Origin of the sequence: Nocardioides massiliensis (genome assembly GCF_030811215.1) — a bacterium.
GTDB classification, from domain to species: domain Bacteria; phylum Actinomycetota; class Actinomycetes; order Propionibacteriales; family Nocardioidaceae; genus Nocardioides_A; species Nocardioides_A massiliensis.
This window is the reverse complement of the sequence record NZ_JAUSQM010000001.1, coordinates 2,645,330-2,664,813: the sequence shown is the minus strand read 5'-3', so window position 1 is coordinate 2,664,813 and position 19,484 is coordinate 2,645,330. Positions and strand designations below refer to the sequence as shown.

Genomic DNA, 19,484 nt, shown 5'->3' with positions numbered 1-19,484 from the left:
CCGCGAAGATGGATCACTCGGGAAACCGGAAGCGTCATCGCCGCCGAAGTTGAGCGACGATCATCCCGTTCTCGGCGTGCAGGTAGCGGTATCCGTCAGCCACGGTGGTGAAACGCACTGCGTTGAGACGGTCGAGAAGCGGTGCTTCCACATCGCACGCGGCCCGGGTGACCGTAGAGATCTCGATTTTCAACCGCTGCCCGTCCTCGTCGTTGCGGCGGTGGCTGTAGGTGCTTTGCAACCAGTTGCAACCGGTGAACCCGAGGAGCTCGCCGTCGTCGAACGTCAGCGTCACCTTCCCTTGAAGTTCTGAGGGCATCACCGACGAACGAGAATCACCCACGAGACCGACGACGTCCCAGGTCCCCTCCAGCACTCCCTCTCCGTTCCGGATGGTTGCTGAGGCAGCCGCCGGGCCGTTCAGTGGGTACATCCACATGCCACGCGCAGGTGCGCCGTTGACAGTGAGCAGCACCGGGTCGTCGGAGTCGAGCGCCGCCTGGGCGGTCCGGACGACCTGCTGAATCGCCAACTCCCCGTGAGGTGCGCAGACCAAAGATGCGGTCGGCCAGGGGTCCCACGGGTCCATGTCGATGTCGACGGTGATCACCGAGCCGTCGTGCACGACCGAGCGTACGGTGTAGGTCGCCCCGTCTTGCCGGGAGAAGACACCGATGGGGTGCGACGCCGAGTCGGGAGCCGACACGAGAGCTTGGAGGGCATGTTGTGCGCGATCACCGGTGCCCGGAATGGACACGACCTCGGGTCGCAGCCCCGACCAGGTGCGGCACCCACCTTCTCGCTGTTCGGTCGCCGGATCCGGGAGGAACACGGTTGCTGTGTCGGCGTCGGTGCCGGTGGCGGCACGGTCCTCACCCGCGACAGGAGGACGCGGCGCTTCGCCGTTTCGGACCGCGAGCCCAATGCCGCCGACCACGAGGGCCAGCGTCGCCACCACCACCACCACGGCGCCGTCGCGGTTCCGCCGACGGACCCGTGCTGCAGCATCGACCATGTCATCCACGGGCGGCGGTCCGACCTGGACGCGCCCGGCGGCGCGCTCGAGCTGTTCGCTGAGGTGGTGGTTGCCGGTGTCGGTCATGGTGCTCCTCGCAGTTCGGCCAAGTGGGGGTCTTCGGCGAGGACCTTCAGCGCTCGCGACAGGCGGCTCTTCACGGTTCCTGTTGCCACTCCGAGCGCCGCGGCCGTCTGATGCTCGCTCAGGTGGGCGTAGTAGCGCAGCACCACGACCGTCCTCTGATCACCGTTGAGACGGTCGAGACTGCGCAACACCACATCGGTGGTGTCGACAGCCGCAGTTTGGTCGGGGTTGGGCGTGTCGGGCAGGTCAGCTGTGGCGCGTTCGCCTGTCCAGCGTCGTCGGCGTGAAGAGGTGAACGTGTTGAACAGGACACGGTGTACATAGCCGTCACGATCATCGGCTCGTTGCACCTTGCGCCAGTGAACGAGGCAGCGCATCAGGGCCGTCTGCACCACGTCCTCCGCCTCCGCAGGTGAACAACCAAGCAAGACAGCAGCCCGCACCAACCGCGACCACCGAGCCGCGACGAACTGGCTGAACTCGTCGTTCCTGGTCATCCCGTCCCTGTCTCGTTGGGTCCCTACCAACGTAAACGCGCCAGCTCGGGGTCGAGGTTCCGTATACCGGTCAATCGACACACGTGCCCACTGGCTGGTGCGGGCGCTAGCGACGATTGATCACGGTGACACGATGCGAGACTTGGCGAGCCAGCACCAGTGATCAAACGTCCGCATCTGCCGCGATCCGCGCGGAAGCGCGCCGAGTTTCAAGACGCGGGTGCGCCTTCGGCTACGCCGCTCTGCCCGTGCTTCGCGGGCCGATCGACGGGTGTGGTGCGCTGGCACGTTCGCGGTCAGGTCCGTGAACATCATCAATGTCGGTGGTGTCTGATTGAGTCCGGGTATGGCAGAAATCTCGGGTAGCCAGATGGTGGATCGGGGCGGTGCGCTGCATGTTGTCGGGCGTCCGTCGCACCCGATCCTGACCTGCGCTGCTCGGGTACGCGAAGCCCTCGACGAGGTCGCCGACATCGACCCGTTGTTCGCCACCACCGAGGCCAAGAAGGCCATGCTCACCGAGCTCACCGAGCTCGCGGACCGGATGGTGGCGTTGCGCAACGACGTCCTCGCCGCCGCCGATGACGTCGCAGCTGACACTGCCGCTCGGCGTACCGCCAACTGGGTCGCCGACTCCACCCGCGAGCACCCCGGACGTGTCGCGCGTGCCCAGGACCTCGGCGAAACCCTCCGCGTCCGCTACCAGGTGCTGGGTGCCGCGGTGCGCGACGGGCGAGTCCGGATGAGCCAGGCCGAGATCGTCGTCAAAGCCCTCGACAAAGCACCACCCTCGGTCTCGCGCGAGCTCCGCAAGCGCGCCGAGGCCGACCTGGTCGAACTGGCACAGAAGTGGGGACCCAAAGCGCTCACCCGGCTCGCCGACCGCGTCTGGTCCCACCTCGATCCCGAAGGGTTCGCCGACCACGAGCGCGAACAGCTCGACAAGGAGCTGCGCGAGGCCGAGGCCGCCACGAAGATGACGATCCGCCACCGCGGGGACGGCACCGCCGACATCACCGCGCGGATCCCGCGGCACTACGCCAAGCGGCTGCGCGGCTACCTGGAGGCGTTCACCGCACCCCGACGCGAAACAGCCCTGACCGCTGCCGGGGTCAGCATCTTCGGCATCGAGTCCGTCGCCACCACCGACGAGGCCACCGGCGCGAAGCTGTCACACGAGCGGGTGCTGGGCGAGGCGTTCTGCGCGTTCCTCGACGCCTACGACCCCAACAAGCTCCCCCAGCACGGCGGGATGGCCACCACGATCATCGTGCGTATCGATCTCGACGACCTGCGCGACGGACTCGGTGTCGGGCTCCTGCCTGATGACGGCACGATCCCGGTCTCCGAGGTCCGCCGCTACGCCTGCACCGCCGGCATCGTCCCCGCCGTGCTCGATGGTGAGGGTGAGGTCCTGGACCTGGGTCGCACCCAGCGGTTGTTCTCCGCCGCGCAACGCAAGGCACTGGCGTTGAAGTACCCCTCGTGTGCCGCGCAGGGGTGCACGATCCCCGCCCGCTGGTGCGAGGCACACCATGCCGGGGATCCCTGGTGCGAGGGCGGGCGCACCGACCTCGACGAAGGCGTCCTGCTCTGCTCCTGGCACCATCACCGCGTCCACGACCCCACGTACGAGAACACCCGCCACGTGGATGGCTCATACCGGTTCCACAGACGGACATAGATCTCGACTCCGCTCGATCAACGAAGCGGGGCGCTCGATCAGCGAAGCGGGGCGCTCGATCAACGATGGGACGACTGCCCAACCGCCAAACCTCAGGCCGGCCAGGTCTCCGGATCCTCACCCACCCGTCCGTCAATCGCCTCGCGGATCAGATCCGCGTGGCCGACGTGACGGGCGTACTAGGCAGCCCTAGTACGCCGTACCCGCAGCGAGCACCGGCGCCAGCGCGATGCCGGCGGCCGCGCCGACGAGCATGAACGGCCCGAACGGCACGTGGTCCTTGCGGTCGATCACGCCGAACAGCAGCAGCGGGATGGACAGCAGCGCCATCGCGAAGAACCCGCCGGTAGCCGCGGCGACCAGGGCGGTCCAGCTGACCGCTCCCCCAGCCATGCCCAGCACGCCGGAGAGCCGGACGTCGCCATAGCCGAAGCCGCCCGGGGCGACCCAGTTGAGCGCGAAGTAGACGGCGAAGGTCGCCAGCCAGCCGACAAGCGCACGCAGCAGGATGTCGGCGTCCCACTCGATCGCCGCCACCACCACCACGAGCAACGCGGTCAATGGATACAGCGGCGCGACCAGCACGTAGGGCAGCAGCTTCGTGCGCCAGTCGATCGCGCCGAGCGCGAGCCCCACCGGCACGATCGGCAACAGGAAGACCAGCTCCCAGTCGAGGCCGACGCCGGCGGCGTAGGCTGCGCCCGTGAGCGCACCGAAGATCACCGCGCCGGGACGGACCCACCGCCGGGCGGCCACGTCGGCGTACAGCTCCTTCGGGGGCTCGTCCGCGCGGATCTCGTCCGGCTCCGGCGCGGGCGGCTCAGGGACCCGACGCACGATCCCCGGCACCAGGAGACCGAGCAGGGCGCAGAGCGGGACGAGGACGGCGTACGCCAACGGGTCGGTGGTCACGCCCCGGCCTCCGCGCGCTCCGCAAGCGCCGACTCCCCCGCGCGCCGCAACACCTCCACACCGACCGACCGCCCGGTCATGAGCTCGACCTGGAGCACCGCCTGGTGCACGAGCAGGTCGAGCCCACTCACCAGCGGCCCGGCGGCTGATGCCGCCAACGGCGTCGGCCAGGGGTCGTAGACGACCTCGAAGGTGACCGCCGGCAGTGGCAGCCGGTCCAGGAGGTCGGAGGTCTGCGCCGCGGCTGGGATGGTCGAGACCAGCACGTCGCAGGCCGGGTTGGTGCCGGCCCCGATCTCGTCGAGCCGCACGACCTCCAGGCGCGGCGCGTCCGGGTGCCGCCCGACCGCCTCGACGGTCTCGGTCGCCCGCGCGGGGTCCCGTACGGCCAGCACAGCCTCGCGGCAGCCGAGCTCGGTGAGCGCGAGCAGCAGCGACGTCGCCGTCGCTCCCCCGCCGAGCACGACGGCCGACCCGACCGGGCCGGCGTACCGCTCCCGCAGCGCCGCAGCCGCGCCCGGGATGTCGGTGTTGTCGACCACGCGCCGCCCGCCTTCGAGCACGACGGTGTTGGCGGCGCCGGCCAGCTCTGCGCGCTTCGAGACCTCGTCGACCAGGGGCAGGACCGTGCGCTTCAACGGCATCGTCAGGCTCAGCCCGCGCCAGCTGTCGTCGAGCCCGTCGAGGAACCCGGCGAGTGAGTCCTCACGCACCTCGACGGCGTCGTAGGTCCAGTCGGACAACCCGAGCTCTGCGTACGCCGCCCGGTGCAGCACCGGCGAGAGCGAGTGAGCGATCGGCGACCCCAGGACGGCGCAGCGCGTCCCGGCAGCGACCATCAACAGACTCCCGGGTTCTCGCGGCACCAGGTGCGCAGCCGCTCGACGTTGGCGTTGTGGTCGCCCTGGCCGACGGCGAACGCGGTCTCACCGGTCTCGAGGTTCACCGCCACGAAGTAGCACCAGCCCTCGCTGGTGGGGTTGAGCGCGGCTTCGAGTGCCGCGGCACCGGGCGACGCGATCGGTCCGGGCGGGATGCCGTTGGACTGGTAGGTGTTGTAGTCCGACTCCAGCGAGCGCATCTCGTCATCGGTGAAGACCGAGTCGTTCTTGCCCGAGGCGTAGTGCACCGTCGAGTCCATCTGCAGCCGGCCCTGAGGTACGCCGCTGGCGACGCAGGACCCGTCGAGCCGGTTGTAGATCACCTCGGCCACCCCGGGCATGTCCTCGGGGCGGTTGACCTCCTTCTCGATGATGCTCGCCACGGTCACCAGGTCGTGCTCGGAGAGGCCGACCGTCTGGGCGTCCGACAGCGGCAGCTCGGCGGCGAAGTCGGTGAACCGCTGCAGCATCCGCTCCAGCATCTGACGTGCCGTGGTGCCGGGCGGGAAGTCGTAGGTCGCCGGGAAGAAGTAGCCCTCCGGGTTGCCGTCGGCCGACGGCGGCAGCTCCATCGCCTCCACCGCGCGGCGCAGCTGGCGCATCGTCACGTCGGTCTGGGCAGCGAGCCGCTGGAGGATCTGCTCGAGGCGGAAGCCCTCGGGGATCGTGATGGAGGTTCGGGCGATGTTGTCGGGGTCGATCAGCACCGCCAGTGCATCGGCGGCCCGCATCTCCTCCTGCAGCTCGTAGGACCCGACCTGGATGCCGCGCGAGCGCTCGTCACCGGCGGCTGCGGCGGTGAACGCCTCGACGCTGGCGACGACGTTGGCGGCCTTCAGCGTGCGGCCGATCGCGGCGGTGGTGTCGCCCTCCTCAACCTGCACGATCACGCTGCCGGAGCCCGGGCCGGGATAGTCCTCGGGGTCGGAGGCCCAGCCGTCGAGCCAGTCGCGGCCCTTGTCGACGGCGAACCACAGCCCGACCGCCACCAGGACGAGCGCGACGAGCGCAGCGATGCACCCGACCGACACCCGGCGCCGGGGCGCGGAGCGCCGGCGACCGCCGCGACCGGACTCCTCACGGGCGTCGTCGGTCGGCTCCTCGTCGTTGCCGTCGCCACCGATCAGGTCGAGTCCGAGGTTGCTCACGCGTCTGCACTTCCCTTCGGGACCAACTCGCCGGGTGGCGAGCCGGAGGTGCGCTCGGTGTCGAGCGCGTTCTGCAAGATGACGACGGCGGCAGCCTGGTCGACCACCGCCCGCCTCTTCTTGCCCTTCTTCCCTCCCGCGCGCAGCAACGACTCCGCCGTCACCGTGCTCAAGCGCTCATCAGACAGCCTCACGGGCACCGGGGCAAGTGCCCCGGCCAGCTCTGCGGCGAAGGTGCGCACCCGCGCCGCCGCCGGTCCCTCCCCGCCCGACAGCGACCGCGGCAGCCCGACGACGACCTCGACCGGCTCGTACTCCTGCACCAGTCCGAGGATCTGCTGCAGGTCTCCCTCGCCACGCTGGACCGTCGCCAACGGGGTCGCGATGATCCCGGATGGGTCGCACACGGCGACGCCGATCCGGACGTCACCGGGATCGACGCCGAGCCGCACTCCGGCGCGCATGGGTTCAGGCGCTCCCGCTGCGGATCGCCGTACGCACGGCCTCGAGCGCCTCGCCGATCCGGCTGACGTCGGTGCCGCCACCCTGCGCCACGTCGTCCTTGCCGCCGCCCTTGCCACCGAGCGCCGGAGCCGCCGCACGCAGCAGGTCGTTGGCCGACAGACCACGCTCGCGCGCGGCCTCGTTGGTGGCCACGACGATGGCGGGCTTCCCGCCTCCGTCACCGATCACCGCGACGACCGCAGGCGCGCCGTTGCCCAGGCGCCCCCGCACGTCCAGGGCCAGCTTGCGTACGTCGCCCCCGCCGGTGCCGGCGGCGTGGTGGCCGACGAAGCGGACCCCGCCAAGGTCTTCGGCTCCGGCAGCCAGGTCGCCGGTGGCGGCCAGCAGCTGCTCGGCGCGGAGCTTCTCGAGCTCCTTCTCCACCGACTTGAGCCGGTCGACGGTCTCCCGGACGCGGTCGACGAGGTTGTCGGGGCGCGCCTTGAGCATTCCGGTCAGGGAGTTCACCAGGTCGCGCTCACGCGCGAGGTAGGCGAATCCCTCCAGCCCGACCAGCGCCTCGACGCGGCGGTTGCCCGAGCCGACCGACGACTCCGAGGTGACCACCACGGTGCCGATCTGCGAGGACCGCTCGACGTGCGTGCCACCGCACAGCTCGCGCGACCACGGGCCGCCGATCTCCACGACCCGCACCTTTTGGTCGTCATACGTCTCGCCGAACAGCGCCAGCGCACCGAAGTCGCGCGCCTCCTGCAGCGTCATGTAGTCCGCGGCGACCGGCAGGTCCCGGCGCAGCGCCTCGTTGGAGATGCGCTCCAGGTCGCGCACCTGGTCGGGGCTGAGCGCTTTGGTCCAGCCGAAGTCCAGGCGCAGGTAGCCCGGCCGGTTGTAGGAGCCGGACTGCAACGCGGTGGGTCCGAGCACGTCGCGCAGCGCGGCGTGCACGACGTGGGTGCCGCTGTGGGCCTGCCGCGCGCCCACGCGCCACTCCTTGTCGACCTGCGCGTGCAGGGTGCCGGCAGCGCTGGAGCCGACCGCGAGCTCGCCCTCGACCACGCGCACCTGGTGCACCACCAGCCCTCGCACCGGTCGCTGGACGTCGAGCACCTCGAGCCGGCCGCCGTCGAAGGCGATGATCCCGGCGTCGGCCGCCTGCCCGCCGGACTCGGCGTAGAACGGCGTCCGGTCGAGCACGAGCTCGCCGACCGAGCCCTCACGCAGCACGTCGACCGACTGACCCTCCGACAGCAGCGCCAGCGGCGCCGACTCGGTCTCGAGGGTCTCGTAGGCGAGCCATTCCGTGGGGCCGTGCGCGTCGAGGATCCCGCGATAGACACCGGTGTCGGCGTGCTGGCCCTTCTTGGCCTTCGCATCGGCCTTGGCCCGCTCGCGCTGCTCGGTCATGAGCGCCCGGAAGCCGGCCTCGTCGACCTCGAGACCCTGCTCGGAGGCCATCTCGAGGGTGAGGTCGATCGGGAAGCCGTAGGTGTCGTGGAGCGCGAACGCCTTCTCCCCCGACAACCGCGTCCCGCCGCTCTGCTTCACCTCGCCGGCCGCGACGTCGAAGATCTGCGTACCGGCGGTCAGCGTCTTGCGGAACGCGTCCTCCTCGGCGTACGCGACGCCCGAGATACGCGCGAAGTCGGCTTCGAGCTCGGGGTAGCCGAGCTTCATGCGCTCGAAGCTGACCGGCAGCAGCTCGGGCAGTGCCCGGTCCTCGTAGCCCAGCAGGCGCATCGACCGCACGGCGCGGCGCAGCAGCCGGCGCAGGACGTAGCCGCGCGCCTCGTTGCCGGGGGTGACGCCGTCGCCGATCAGCATGAGGGCGGAGCGGACGTGGTCGGCGACGACCCGGAAGCGCACGTCGTCGGTGTGATCGGCGCCGTAGCGGCGACCCGTGAGCTCACTGGCCTTCTCGATGACCGGGAAGACCTCGTCGATCTCATACATGTTGGTCTTGCCCTGCAGCAGGTACGCGACCCGCTCCACACCGAGGCCGGTGTCGATGTTCTTGGCCGGCAGCGGACCCTCGATGTCGAAGTCGTCCTTCGCGCGGACCTGCGAGAGCGACTCCTGCATGAAGACGAGGTTCCAGATCTCCAGGAACCGGTCCTCGTCGACGATCGGTCCGCCGTCAGGCCCGAACTCCGGGCCGCGGTCGTAGTAGATCTCGCTGCAGGGACCACCGGGACCGGGAACGCCCATGTTCCAGTAGTTGTCGAGCAGGCCGCGGCGCTGGATGCGCTCGGCCGGGATGCCGGTCTCGGAGCGCCACAGCTCCGCCGCCTCGTCGTCACCGTCGAGGACGGTCACCCAGATCCGGTCACCGTCGAAGCCGAAGCCACCGGACTCCACCGATCCGGTGATCAGCTCCCAGGCCAGCCGGATGGCGCCGTCCTTGAAGTAGTCGCCGAAGGAGAAGTTGCCGGCCATCTGGAAGAACGTGCCGTGGCGGGTGGTCTTGCCGACCTCCTCGATGTCGAGGGTGCGCACGCATTTCTGCACGCTGGTCGCCCGGGCGTACGGCGGCGTCTCCTGGCCGAGGAAGTAGGGCTTGAACGGCACCATGCCGGCGTTGACGAACAGCAGGTTGGGGTCGTCGAGCAGCAACGACGCCGACGGCACGAGGGTGTGGCCGTTGCGCCTGAAGTGCTCGGTGAACCGGCGGCGGATCTCCGCGGTGTCCATCAGCGGTGGGTGCCCTTCTTGTCAGGTGTGGGGTTCGGCAAGTGCTCGGAGGGAGGGGGTACGGCGTGCAGCGCGCGCGCCGCGGGTGCCGGCAGGTCATCGACCGGGTCGGCGGCGGTGATCGCCAGCATCCGGTCGTCGATGCGGGTGCGCAGGTCGGTCTCGGCCTCGTCGCGTCCGGTCTGGAACTCCTCAACGAGGACGCGGGCGCCGGCGAAGAGCCCGTTGACGCGGTCGCGCATCCCGTCGGGGGTGAACGCCTCGGCGGCGCGCCGGGCCTTGGTGAGGGCGTAGACGCCCGCCCCCGCGCCGGCGAGGAACCAAGCGGCTCTGCTCATGCCGCTCCGTCCCCCGTGCGGTCGCGGCGAGCTTCGTGGGTCAGGTGTTCACGCTGGTGCTCGTGCAACAGGCGGCGGGCTTCGCGGAGCTCCTGCCGACGGTGCTTGCGCGAGCGGCGTACCTCCTGGCGGGCGGCGAACGCCGCTCGGTTGCGCGCCTCCGGCGAGAGCGCCCGCCGCAACCCGTGGCCGAGGACGGCCACCCGTGCCAGGGACTCCCCCAACGCGATGGCTGCGAACTGCCGGCTGTCGGTGACGCGACGCTCGACGTCGGCCGGCGCGTGCCGCGCCAGCTCAGAGCGGGGGTGGGTGGCCGGCTCACCTATCCCGGTGATCACGAACTCGGCGCGGGTCACCTGGCTGGCACGTCCCGTCGCCGGGGCAGCCTGCGCACCAGTGCGCTGCTCGAGCTCCTCGCGCAGCCGGACGATCTCCGCGTGGGCGGCGTCCTGTGCGGCCGACGTACGCCGCAGGGCGCGCGCGGTCCGCGCGGTCAGCCAGCCGAGGACCACCACCGCCAGGACAGCGGCGGCGAGCAGTCCCCCCGCCAGCCAGACCGCCCACGAAGGCAGGTCGGTCAGGGGGCCATCCATGGGGCCCGACCCTACCGCGCGGGCCGGGACCCGCGGATCAGCGCCCGTAGCCGCTCCCACCGCTCGCGGACGCCGGCCTCCGCGCCGAGGTTGGTGGGTTGGTAGTAGGTCGCGTCGAGGACGACGTCGGGGGCGTACTGCTGCTCGACCACGCCATAGGGAGCGTTGTGGGCGTACTTGTACTTCACGCCGTGCCCGAGGTCCTTCGCCCCCTGGTAGTGCGCGTCGCGCAGGTGCGCCGGCACCGGGCCGATCTTGCCGGCGCGGACGTCGGCCTGGGCGGCGTCGATGGCGGCGATGACGGCGTTGCTCTTCGGCGCGACCGCCAGCGCGATGACGGCCTGGGCGAGGTTGAGCCGGGCCTCCGGCATGCCGATCAGCTGCACGGCCTGGGCAGCCGCCACCGCCGTCGTCAGGGCGGTCGGGTCGGCCAACCCGATGTCCTCGCTGGCGAGGATGACCAGCCGGCGCGCGATGAACCGCGGGTCCTCCCCCGCCTCGATCATCCGCGCCAGGTAGTGCAGCGCCGCATCGGCGTCGGAGCCGCGGATGGACTTGATGAACGCCGAGGTGACGTCGTAGTGCTGGTCGCCCTGCCGGTCGTAGCGCACCGCGGCCCGGTCGACGGCCGTCTCCGTGGTTGCGAGGTCGATGACGACTCGCTCGCCGGTCGAGCTCGTCGAGACCCCCGCCGCTCCCGCTGCGGCCTCGAGGTAGGTCAGCGAACGCCGGGCGTCACCCCCGGCCAACCGGACCAGGTGGTCGAGCGCGTCGTCCTCGATCGTCGCCGTCCCGGCGAGGCCGCGCTCGTCCTCGAGCGCCTGGCGGATCACGTCGCGGATGTCGTCGTCGGTGAGCGGCTCAAGCGTGAGCAGCAGCGAGCGGGACAGCAGCGGCGAGATGACGGAGAAGAACGGGTTCTCCGTCGTCGCGGCCACGAGCGTCACCCAGCGGTTCTCGACCCCGGGGAGCAGCGCGTCCTGCTGGGCCTTCGAGAAGCGGTGGACCTCGTCGACGAAGAGGACCGTCTCGCGGCCGGTGCGGACCAGTTCGGAGCGCGCCGCGTCGATCGCCGCGCGCACCTCCTTCACCCCGGCCACGACCGCGGAGACCTCCGCGAAGTGCCGGTTGGTCTGCTGGCTGACGATGGCCGCGATCGTCGTCTTGCCGACCCCCGGCGGCCCCCACAGCAGCAGCGACATCGGCTGGTCACCCTCGATCAGCCGTCGCAGGGGCGACCCGGGCGCCAGCAGGTGCTGCTGGCCGACCAGCTCGTCGAGGGTCCGCGGCCGCATGCGTACGGCGAGGGGTGCCGAGGCGTGCGTGTTCCCCGCCAACGACCCGGCCGGTGTCCGGGGCGCGTGGCCGGGCACCTCGAACAGGCCGTCGCTCATGGCGCCATCGTAGGTGCGCACCCTCGCAGCGGCGGCCCGGTCGACACCGTGCGGGTGGGGCATGGTGAGAAACCAACTATGGCTACCGCTCGGCAGATCGCTCTAGCGTCCCGGCCATGCGTCCGCACCGCCTACTGCCGCGCCATCGTGCGCGGTTGCCCATCGCCATCGCCGTACTCCTCGTCCTCACTGCCTGCACCGGCACGACGGCGCCGGCCGAGAGCGCCCCGAAGGAGGACGCCGCCGCGACGGCAGCGGCGGCCGGGGCGGGCGGCAACCCCCACACCCAGGACCTCTGGCTCTTCGACGGTCTGCGCACGCTCGACCGGAGCGGGCAGGTGGTCGAGCACAGTGCTGCGGTGCTTGCTCACCTCAGTGACCTGGAGCCCACCGGTGACGCCATCGAGCTGATCCCCGGTGCGACGTTCTATCCACTCGAGCAGATCGGTGCGCACCTGAAGGGTCCGGACGGCGAACCGCGCACTGACGCCGATGCCGTCGTCGGCCTCGTCGAGACGGAGGTGGGCGCGACGTTCGCGGTGCTCGGCAGCGTGAACGCGAACAGTCAGGTCCCGATCTCGATCGAGGACCGGTTCTTCTTCGACATGGAGTTCGTCGGCGACAGCATCGCGGTGGGCGACCTGGTGAGTGCCGACTACACGCTGGTGCAGCTGCTCCCGACCGGGGAGGCCGCCGAAGCCGAGCTGAACTCGCTCGAGCTCGCCGCCCACCGCGCAGCGGCCGGGGCCCTCTCTTACACCGCAGACGACGACGGCGACGTGATCGTGCTGACCCACCAGCTCGGGCGGATCGTCCAGGGCTCGACCGGCCCGGAGCTCCCCCCGAAGTCGGACGACATGATCGACGGCCTGAAGAAGGACAAGGCGAAGTGTCTGATCCGCTCTGCCCGTCCCGGGGCCGCACTCAAGTGCATCGGGCAGCACTTCAAGAACTTCGGCGACGGGGCGTTGAGCAGCTGGCAGCAGATCTGGCGCAACGACACCCCGGAGCCGTGGCGTCCGCCGTCGCCGGAGCCTCCTCCCCTGCCCCCGGCCCCGCCGCACCCGCCGTGCATCCACCCGCCGTGCGGCAAGTCGACCGGCGACCCGCACCTGACCACGCTCGACGGGCACCGCTACGCCATGCAGGCCGTGGGTGAGTTCGTCCTCGCCCGCCACGAGAACGACGGCGTGGAGGTCCAGATCCGGACCGCAGCGGTCGACGAGCACGTGTCCTGGGTGGACCGCGTGGCGGTGTTCGTCGGCGAGACGCGCATCATCGCCGGTCTCGACGACCTGATCATCGACGGCAAGGCACACACCCTGCGAAAGGCCCCACACACGAGCGACGGGGACGGCTACGAGCTCACCCACCACAACAAGGTGAGCGTCGTGGAGACCGACGCAGGTCATCGCATCTGGATCAGTCGAGGCGTCCGCGCGACCATCAACGTCGTCGTGGCTGCCGCGGAGGCGGACGGCGGGTGGGCGGGCCTGCTCGGCGACGCCGATGGCGATGTTGCCAACGACCTCAGCACCCGCGACGGTGATCGGCTCGACCTGGACCCCGGCTTCGACGAGTTCTATGACCTCTTCGTCGCCGGCTGGCGGGTCAGCGACGCCGAGAGCCTCTTCGACTACGCGCCCGGCGAGGACACCGACACGTTCACCGACCTGGCCATGCCCCAGGCGGAGATGACCGTGAACGACCTCGGGGCCGACCAGCGTGCGCACGCCGAAGCTGCGTGCGGCCTCGCCGGGGTCGTGATGGCGACGGCTCTCGCCGAGTGCGTCCTCGACTACGCCCTTACCGGGGAGATCGACACCCTGCGAAGCGCCCGGGTCAGCGATCTGGTCGACAGCGTGTTGGACGGCCGGACCGACCCGTACGGCGTCCCGCTGGACGGCGACAGCCCCGGACCCGAGGCGGTGGACGCGTGGAGGGTCGGAGGCGAGAGGCTGCTCGGCGCCCACGCCACCGACGGGTCGGTGACCCATCACTGTCCGGCAGTCGAGGCCGACGTGCTGAGCGGTGCTGTGGTCTACGGCGACGGCACCTACTCACCGGACTCCGGCGTGTGCGCAGCTGCTGTTCACGCTGGCGTGATCACCGTCGACGGCGGCACCATCGAGGTCATTGCCACGGTGCCCGACGCAGCGGGGTATGCCGCGCGTGAGCGCAATGACGTAAGAGCCCGAGCTCTGCGTGCCGACTACCCGTGGGGGTTCCGGGTCAGGCGAGCCGACTGACCCGGCGTCGGTCCGGCCACCGCACTCAGACGGGCTCGGTGGCCGGCTCCGGCTTGGCGTCGACGCCGGCCTCCTTGCGCTGCTCGGGCGTGATCGGCGCGGGCGCCGCGGTGAGCGGGTCGTAGCCGCCGCCGGACTTCGGGAAGGCGATGACCTCGCGGATCGAGTCGGTGCCGGCGAGCAGGGCGCAGATCCGGTCCCAGCCGAACGCGATGCCGCCATGGGGCGGGGCGCCGTACTTGAACGCCTCGAGCAGGAAGCCGAACTTCTCCTCGGCCTCCGCCTCGCCGATGCCCATGATCTCGAAGACCCGCTTCTGCACGTCTTCGCGGTGGATACGGATCGAGCCGCCACCGATCTCGTTGCCGTTGCAGACGATGTCGTAGGCCCAGGCCAGCGCGTTGCCGGGGTCGGTGTCGAACTCGTCGAGCTGCTGGGGCGAGGTGAAGGCGTGGTGGACCGCGGTCCACTGGCCGGTGCCGACCGCGACGTCGCCGGAGGCGACCGCCTCGGAGGCCGGCTCGAACAGCGGGGCGTCGACCACCCAGCAGAACGCCCAGGCGGACTCGTCGATCAGGCCGGCGCGGCGGCCGATCTCCAGGCGCGCAGCGCCGAGCAGCGCGCGCGAGCTCTTGACCGGGCCGGCGGCGAAGAAGATGCAGTCGCCGGGCTGGGCACCGACGTGAGCGGCGATGCCCGCCTTCTCGGTGTCGCTGAGGTTCTTGGCGACCGGACCGCCGAGCTCGCCGTCCTCGCCGACGAGCACGTAGGCCAGACCCTTGGCGCCGCGCTGCTTGGCCCACTCCTGCCACGCGTCGAGCTGCTTGCGCGGCTGGCTCGCACCGCCGGGCATGACCACGGCACCGACGTACGGCGCCTGGAACACCCGGAACGAGGTGTCCGCGAAGAACTCCGTGCACTCGGTGAGCTCGAGGCCCATCCGCAGGTCGGGCTTGTCGGTGCCGAAGCGCGCCATGGCGTCGGCGTACGTCAGCCGCTCGAACGGAGCGGAGAGCTCGACGCCGATCAGCTTCCAAATCGCGACGAGCAGGTCCTCGGCCAGGGCGATCACGTCGTCTTGCTCGACGAAGCTCATCTCGATGTCGAGCTGGGTGAACTCGGGCTGGCGGTCGGCGCGGAAGTCCTCGTCGCGGTAGCAGCGCGCGATCTGGAAGTAGCGCTCCATGCCGGCGACCATGAGCAGCTGCTTGAACAGCTGCGGGCTCTGCGGCAGGGCGTACCAGCTGCCCGGCTGCAGACGCGCGGGCACGAGAAAGTCGCGCGCGCCCTCGGGGGTCGAGCGGGTCAGGGTCGGCGTCTCGATCTCGACGAACGCGCGCTGGGTGAGCAGCTCCCGGGCGACCCGGTTGACGTCACTGCGCAGGCGCAGCGCGGCCGCCGGGCCGGAGCGGCGCAGGTCGAGGTAGCGGTGACGCAGGCGCGCCTCCTCGCCGACCTCGCCACCGCTGTGGGCGCCGTCGTCGATCGGGAACGGCAGCGGCGCGGCGGTGCTGAGCACCTCGAGGTCGTCGGCGATGACCTCGATGGCGCCGGTCGGGAGCTGGTCGTTCTCGTTGCCCTCGGGGCGCACGGAGACCTGACCGGTGACCTTGATGCAGTACTCCGAGCGCAGCTGGTGGGCGACCTCCTCGTCGCGCACGACCACCTGCACGACCCCGGATGCCTCGCGCAGGTCGAGGAAGGCGACCCCGCCGTGATCGCGGCGGCGGGCGACCCAGCCGGCCAGCGTCACGGTCTGACCGGCGTGCTCTGCGCGCAGGCTGCCGGCGTCATGGGTGCGGATCACGAGAGCTCCTCGAGGGTGGTGGAGACGATGGTGGGGTGAAGGTCCTGGGTGGGAGGCTGCCACGCATCGGGATCGGCCTCCACTTGGTTCCCGTCGCGGATGTCCTTGACCTGGTGGACGGTTTCGTCCGCCGCGGTCGGCGGGAACCAGACGAACGGGATCCCGCGGCGCTCGGCATACCTGATCTGCTTGCCGAGCTTCTGCGCCGAGGGCGCCACCTCGGTCGGGATGCCGCGGGCGCGCAGGCGTTGGGCGACCTGGTTGCTGACCGTGCGGGAGTCCTCGTCCCAGACGGCGACGAGGACGGCCGACGGCACCGGGCGCGAGCCGCGCAGGTGTCCGCGGGCGATCAGCGGGATGAGCGTGCGGGAGATCCCGAAGGAGATGCCGACACCCGGGTACGTCGTCTTGCCGTCGGAGGCCAGGGCGTCGTAGCGGCCACCGCCCCCGACCGACTTCAGCGACTCGAAGCCGTCCATCGAGATCTCGAAGACGGTGCCGGTGTAGTAGTCCAGGCCGCGGGCCAGGCTGAGCTGGGCGCGCACGGAGAACCGGTCGCCGTCGAGATCGCTGACGCCGTCGACGACGGCGGCGAGCTCGGCCAGGCCGGTCTCGAGCAGCTCGTGCTCGACGCCGAGCGCCCGCACCTGCTCCACGAAGCTGCCGTCGGCGGCGGTGATCGTCGCGAGCTCCAGACAGGACGCCGCCTGGGCGTCGTCGAGCCCGGCGTCGGTCACGAGCAGCGCCGCGACCTCGTCGGTCGAGAGCTTGTCGAGCTTGTCGATGACGGTGATGACCTTGGCCGGGTCGGGCGCGCCGATGCCGCGGTAGAAGCCCTCGATCAGCTTGCGGTTGTTGATCCGCAGGGTCATCGGCGGCAGGGGCAGCGCGGAGATGGCCTCGGCCATCACCCGCGCGACCTCGACGTCGAAGTGGAAGGGCAGCTCGTCCTTCATCACCACGTCGATGTCGGCCTGGGTGAACTCCCGGAAGCGTCCCTCCTGGGGCCGTTCACCGCGCCAGGCCTTCTGGACCTGGTAGCGCCGGAACGGGAACTCCAGCTTGCCGGCGTTCTCGAGCACGTAGCGGGCGAACGGCACCGTGAGGTCGAAGTGCAGCCCCATCCCCGCGTGCCCCTCCTCGGAGGTCTCCTGCAGCCGGCGCAGGACGTAGACCTCCTTGGAGGTCTCCCCCTTGCGCAGCAGCTGGTCGAGGGGCTCGACGGCGCGGGTCTCGATCTCGGCGAAGCCGTGCAGGGAGAAGGTACGGCGCAGCGAGTCGGCGACCGTGCGCTCGACGACCCGCTCGGAGGGCAGCAGCTCGGGGAAGCCGGACAGCGGCGTGGGCTTGCTCATCGCACTCACAACCCTCGCGTGACCGGCGGGACCGGGCCGTTGCCCTCGTCGAGGCCACGGGCAATCTCGAGGAGGTAGGGGTTGGTGGCCCGCTCGCGGCCGATGCTGGTCTGCTCACCGTGGCCGGGAAGCACGACGATGTCGTCGTCGAGCGGCAGCACCTTGGCCGCCAGGCTCTGCAGCATGGTGGCGTGGTCGCCGCCGGGCAGGTCGGTGCGACCGATCGAGCCGGCGAAGAGGACGTCGCCGGAGAACAGCAACGCGCTGACGTCGGCGTGCGCCGGGTCGTCGTACGGCGTCCGGAACATCACCGACCCGCGCGTGTGGCCGGGCGCGTGGTCGACGCGGAACTTCACGCCGGCCAGCTCCAGCTCCTCGCCGTCGGTGACCTCCGCGACGTCGTCGGGCTCGGCGAACTCGTACTTGCCGCCGAGCAGCATCCCGGCGGTCTCGGGCGACATGCCGGCCATGGGGTCGGAGAGCAGGTGCCGGTCCTCGGGGTGGATGAAGGCGCGGGCGTCGTAGGTGCCGGCGACCGGAGCGACACACCACATGTGGTCGATGTGTCCGTGGGTGACCAACACCGAGACCGGCTTGAGGCGGTGCTCGCGGACGACCTCGGCGACCCCGGCTGCGGAGTCCTTGCCGGGGTCGACGACCACGCACTCCGCCCCGGGACCGGTGGCGATCACGTAGCAGTTCGTGCCCCAGGGGCCTGCGGGAAATCCAGCGATCAGCACCCCGGGAGCCTAGCGACCGTGGTACGGCGAGCGCGCATCCGGGCTGGTCACCCGTAGCCGCCCGACACGCAGCGGTCCGTGACTACGATGGGCGACCGATGCGCTCGCCGCGAGCGCGTCGCCATCCGCCAGCGAGCAGTGAGGTACCCGTGACCAGCCAGGGCAACTCCGACCAGGGCAACCCCGAGCCGGGCAACGCCGACACGCCCCGCCCGGGCCCGGTGCCCGGCCCGCGGCCGACGCCGCGCCCCCCGGGCCCGCGCCCTGGCGCCCCCGCCGCGCGTCCCGCCACGCCGGTCGTGCCCGTCGCTCCTCCGACGGTCGCCGACGCCCCCACCTGGGGTCGGGTCGCCGAGGACGGCACGGTCTATGTCCGCACCGCGGACGGCGAGCGGGCGGTCGGGCAGTACCCCGAGGGCACCGCGGAGGAGGCGCTGACGTTCTTCGTACGCCGCTTCGAGGCGCTCGCGTTCGAGGTCGACCTGCTGGAGAAGCGGATCGCCACCGGCACCGTCGCGACGGGCGACGCCGAGGCGTCGCTGACCAAGCTGCGCGGCGAGGTCGTCGGTGCGAACGCCGTCGGCGACCTCGGGTCGCTCGAGGAGCGCCTCACCGCGCTCGAGTCGCTCATCGAGGAGCAGCGCGCCGCTCGCAAGGCCGAGCGCGCCCAGCGCGTCGAGCAGGCGCGCGCCCGGATGGCGCAGATCGCCGACGAGGCCGAGAAGGTCGCGGCCGGCAACGACTGGCGCAACGGCGCGAACCGGCTGCGCGACCTCCTGGAGGAGTGGAAGGGCCTGTCCCGGCAGGACAAGACCTCCGACGACGCGCTGTGGCGCCGGTTCTCCACCGCCCGGACGACCTACACGCGACGCCGCAAGGCCCACTTCGCCGAGCAGAACCAGGCACGCGAGGGCGCCCGCCAGATCAAGGAGCGGCTGGTGGCCGAGGCCGAGGCGTTGGCGGACTCCACCGACTGGGGACCGACGGCCGGCAAGTACCGCGACCTCATGCAGAAGTGGAAGGCCGCCGGCCCCGCACCCAAGGACGTCGACGACGCCCTGTGGAAGCGCTTCCGCGGGGCGCAGGACACGTTCTTCGGTGCCCGTGACGCCGCCAACGCCGCCCTCGACGAGGAGTTCGCCGCCAACGCCGAGGTCAAGGAGGCCCTGCTCGCCGAGGCCGAGGCACTGCTGCCGATCGAGGACATCAAGGTCGCCAAGGAGAAGTTCCGCGGCATCGCCGAGCGTTGGGAGGCCGCCGGCAAGGTCCCGCGGGCCCGGATCAAGGAGCTCGAGGCGCGCATCCGCAAGGTCGAGCAGGCGATCCGGTCCTTCGAGGACGAGCAGTGGCGCCGTACGGACCCCGAGAAGTCGGCGCGTGCCAACGAGATGGTGACCAAGCTCGAGACTGCCATCGCCGACGTCGAGGCGGACCTCGCCAAGGCACGCGAGGCCGGCAATGCCAAGAAGGTCGCCGAGCTGGAGGAGAACCTCGCCTCGCGTCAGGCGTTCCTGGAGATGGCGCGCCGGACGTCGCAGGAGTTCAGCGGCTGATCCCGCTGGCTCCCCGGCCGGCATCACCGATGTCGTCAGGTGTCACCCACTGACACCTGACGACATCGTTGACGCGCA

Annotated in this window: 16 protein-coding genes; 3 read left to right on the top strand and 13 right to left on the bottom strand. The window is 71.0% G+C overall.

The genetic code is table 11. The annotated features are described in order from the left end of the window. Nucleotides 1-34: 34 nt before the first annotated feature. Entirely contained in the window at nucleotides 35-1,102 is a 1,068-nt protein-coding gene (locus tag J2S59_RS13235; protein WP_068117601.1) for an META domain-containing protein, read from the bottom strand. Next, nucleotides 1,099-1,599, bottom strand: a complete 501-nt coding sequence (locus J2S59_RS13230; RefSeq protein WP_068117599.1) for a SigE family RNA polymerase sigma factor — start codon at nucleotides 1,597-1,599, stop codon at nucleotides 1,099-1,101. Before J2S59_RS13230 ends, J2S59_RS13235 begins: the two co-directional genes overlap by 4 nt. A 346-nt stretch (nucleotides 1,600-1,945) precedes the next feature. Here J2S59_RS13230 and J2S59_RS13225 point away from each other — a divergent pair, with 346 nt between their 5' ends. Then, on the top strand, nucleotides 1,946-3,283 hold the full coding sequence (locus J2S59_RS13225) for an HNH endonuclease signature motif containing protein (RefSeq protein ID WP_306825201.1): 1,338 nt from the start codon (nucleotides 1,946-1,948) through the stop codon (nucleotides 3,281-3,283). Nucleotides 3,284-3,472: 189 nt separating this feature from the next. Here the strand turns inward: J2S59_RS13225 and J2S59_RS13220 are convergent, their stop codons facing one another. The 8 genes from J2S59_RS13220 to J2S59_RS13185 are packed head-to-tail and all read right to left on the bottom strand — an operon-like array spanning nucleotide 3,473 to nucleotide 11,702. Then, nucleotides 3,473-4,195, bottom strand: a complete 723-nt coding sequence (locus J2S59_RS13220) for a prepilin peptidase (RefSeq protein ID WP_068121355.1) — start codon at nucleotides 4,193-4,195, stop codon at nucleotides 3,473-3,475. Next, nucleotides 4,192-5,034, bottom strand: coding sequence for a shikimate dehydrogenase (locus J2S59_RS13215; RefSeq protein ID WP_068121350.1), 843 nt, complete (start codon nucleotides 5,032-5,034; stop codon nucleotides 4,192-4,194). The genes J2S59_RS13220 and J2S59_RS13215 overlap by 4 nt, the downstream gene beginning before the upstream one ends. After that, complete coding sequence (gene mltG / locus J2S59_RS13210) at nucleotides 5,034-6,224, bottom strand: endolytic transglycosylase MltG (RefSeq protein ID WP_306825200.1); 1,191 nt, start codon at nucleotides 6,222-6,224, stop codon at nucleotides 5,034-5,036. The genes J2S59_RS13215 and mltG overlap by 1 nt, the downstream gene beginning before the upstream one ends. Beyond that, nucleotides 6,221-6,688, bottom strand: a complete 468-nt coding sequence (ruvX, locus tag J2S59_RS13205; protein WP_068121131.1) for a Holliday junction resolvase RuvX — start codon at nucleotides 6,686-6,688, stop codon at nucleotides 6,221-6,223. Before ruvX ends, mltG begins: the two co-directional genes overlap by 4 nt. A gap of 4 nt (nucleotides 6,689-6,692) precedes the next feature. Beyond that, nucleotides 6,693-9,377 (bottom strand): alanine--tRNA ligase, encoded by a 2,685-nt coding sequence (alaS, locus tag J2S59_RS13200; protein WP_306825199.1) that lies wholly within the window; start codon nucleotides 9,375-9,377, stop codon nucleotides 6,693-6,695. After that, on the bottom strand, nucleotides 9,377-9,715 hold the full coding sequence (locus J2S59_RS13195) for a DUF6167 family protein (RefSeq protein ID WP_068124551.1): 339 nt from the start codon (nucleotides 9,713-9,715) through the stop codon (nucleotides 9,377-9,379). Before J2S59_RS13195 ends, alaS begins: the two co-directional genes overlap by 1 nt. Continuing rightward, nucleotides 9,712-10,308 (bottom strand): hypothetical protein, encoded by a 597-nt coding sequence (locus J2S59_RS13190; RefSeq protein ID WP_306825198.1) that lies wholly within the window; start codon nucleotides 10,306-10,308, stop codon nucleotides 9,712-9,714. Before J2S59_RS13190 ends, J2S59_RS13195 begins: the two co-directional genes overlap by 4 nt. An 11-nt stretch (nucleotides 10,309-10,319) precedes the next feature. Then, nucleotides 10,320-11,702 carry a replication-associated recombination protein A gene (locus J2S59_RS13185; protein WP_306825197.1) on the bottom strand — a complete coding sequence of 461 codons (1,383 nt, stop codon included), beginning with the start codon at nucleotides 11,700-11,702 and terminating at the stop codon, nucleotides 10,320-10,322. A gap of 116 nt (nucleotides 11,703-11,818) precedes the next feature. Here J2S59_RS13185 and J2S59_RS13180 point away from each other — a divergent pair, with 116 nt between their 5' ends. Then, nucleotides 11,819-13,951 (top strand): VWD domain-containing protein, encoded by a 2,133-nt coding sequence (locus tag J2S59_RS13180; RefSeq protein WP_306825196.1) that lies wholly within the window; start codon nucleotides 11,819-11,821, stop codon nucleotides 13,949-13,951. A 25-nt stretch (nucleotides 13,952-13,976) separates the two neighbouring features. Here the strand turns inward: J2S59_RS13180 and aspS are convergent, their stop codons facing one another. Genes aspS through J2S59_RS13165 form a run of 3 tightly spaced genes read right to left on the bottom strand, consistent with a single transcriptional unit; the run spans nucleotide 13,977 to nucleotide 17,853 of the window. Beyond that, nucleotides 13,977-15,758, bottom strand: coding sequence for an aspartate--tRNA ligase (gene aspS, locus J2S59_RS13175; protein ID WP_068124486.1), 1,782 nt, complete (start codon nucleotides 15,756-15,758; stop codon nucleotides 13,977-13,979). Continuing rightward, nucleotides 15,755-17,113 (bottom strand): histidine--tRNA ligase, encoded by a 1,359-nt coding sequence (hisS, locus tag J2S59_RS13170; RefSeq protein WP_068124490.1) that lies wholly within the window; start codon nucleotides 17,111-17,113, stop codon nucleotides 15,755-15,757. Before hisS ends, aspS begins: the two co-directional genes overlap by 4 nt. A gap of 5 nt (nucleotides 17,114-17,118) precedes the next feature. After that, a complete protein-coding gene (locus J2S59_RS13165; protein WP_068124492.1) occupies nucleotides 17,119-17,853 on the bottom strand; it encodes an MBL fold metallo-hydrolase in 735 nt (244 codons plus the stop codon). 149 nt (nucleotides 17,854-18,002) lie between these two features. Between J2S59_RS13165 and J2S59_RS13160 the strand changes: the two genes are divergently transcribed. Beyond that, nucleotides 18,003-19,406, top strand: coding sequence for a DUF349 domain-containing protein (locus J2S59_RS13160; protein ID WP_306825195.1), 1,404 nt, complete (start codon nucleotides 18,003-18,005; stop codon nucleotides 19,404-19,406). Nucleotides 19,407-19,484 lie beyond the last annotated feature (78 nt).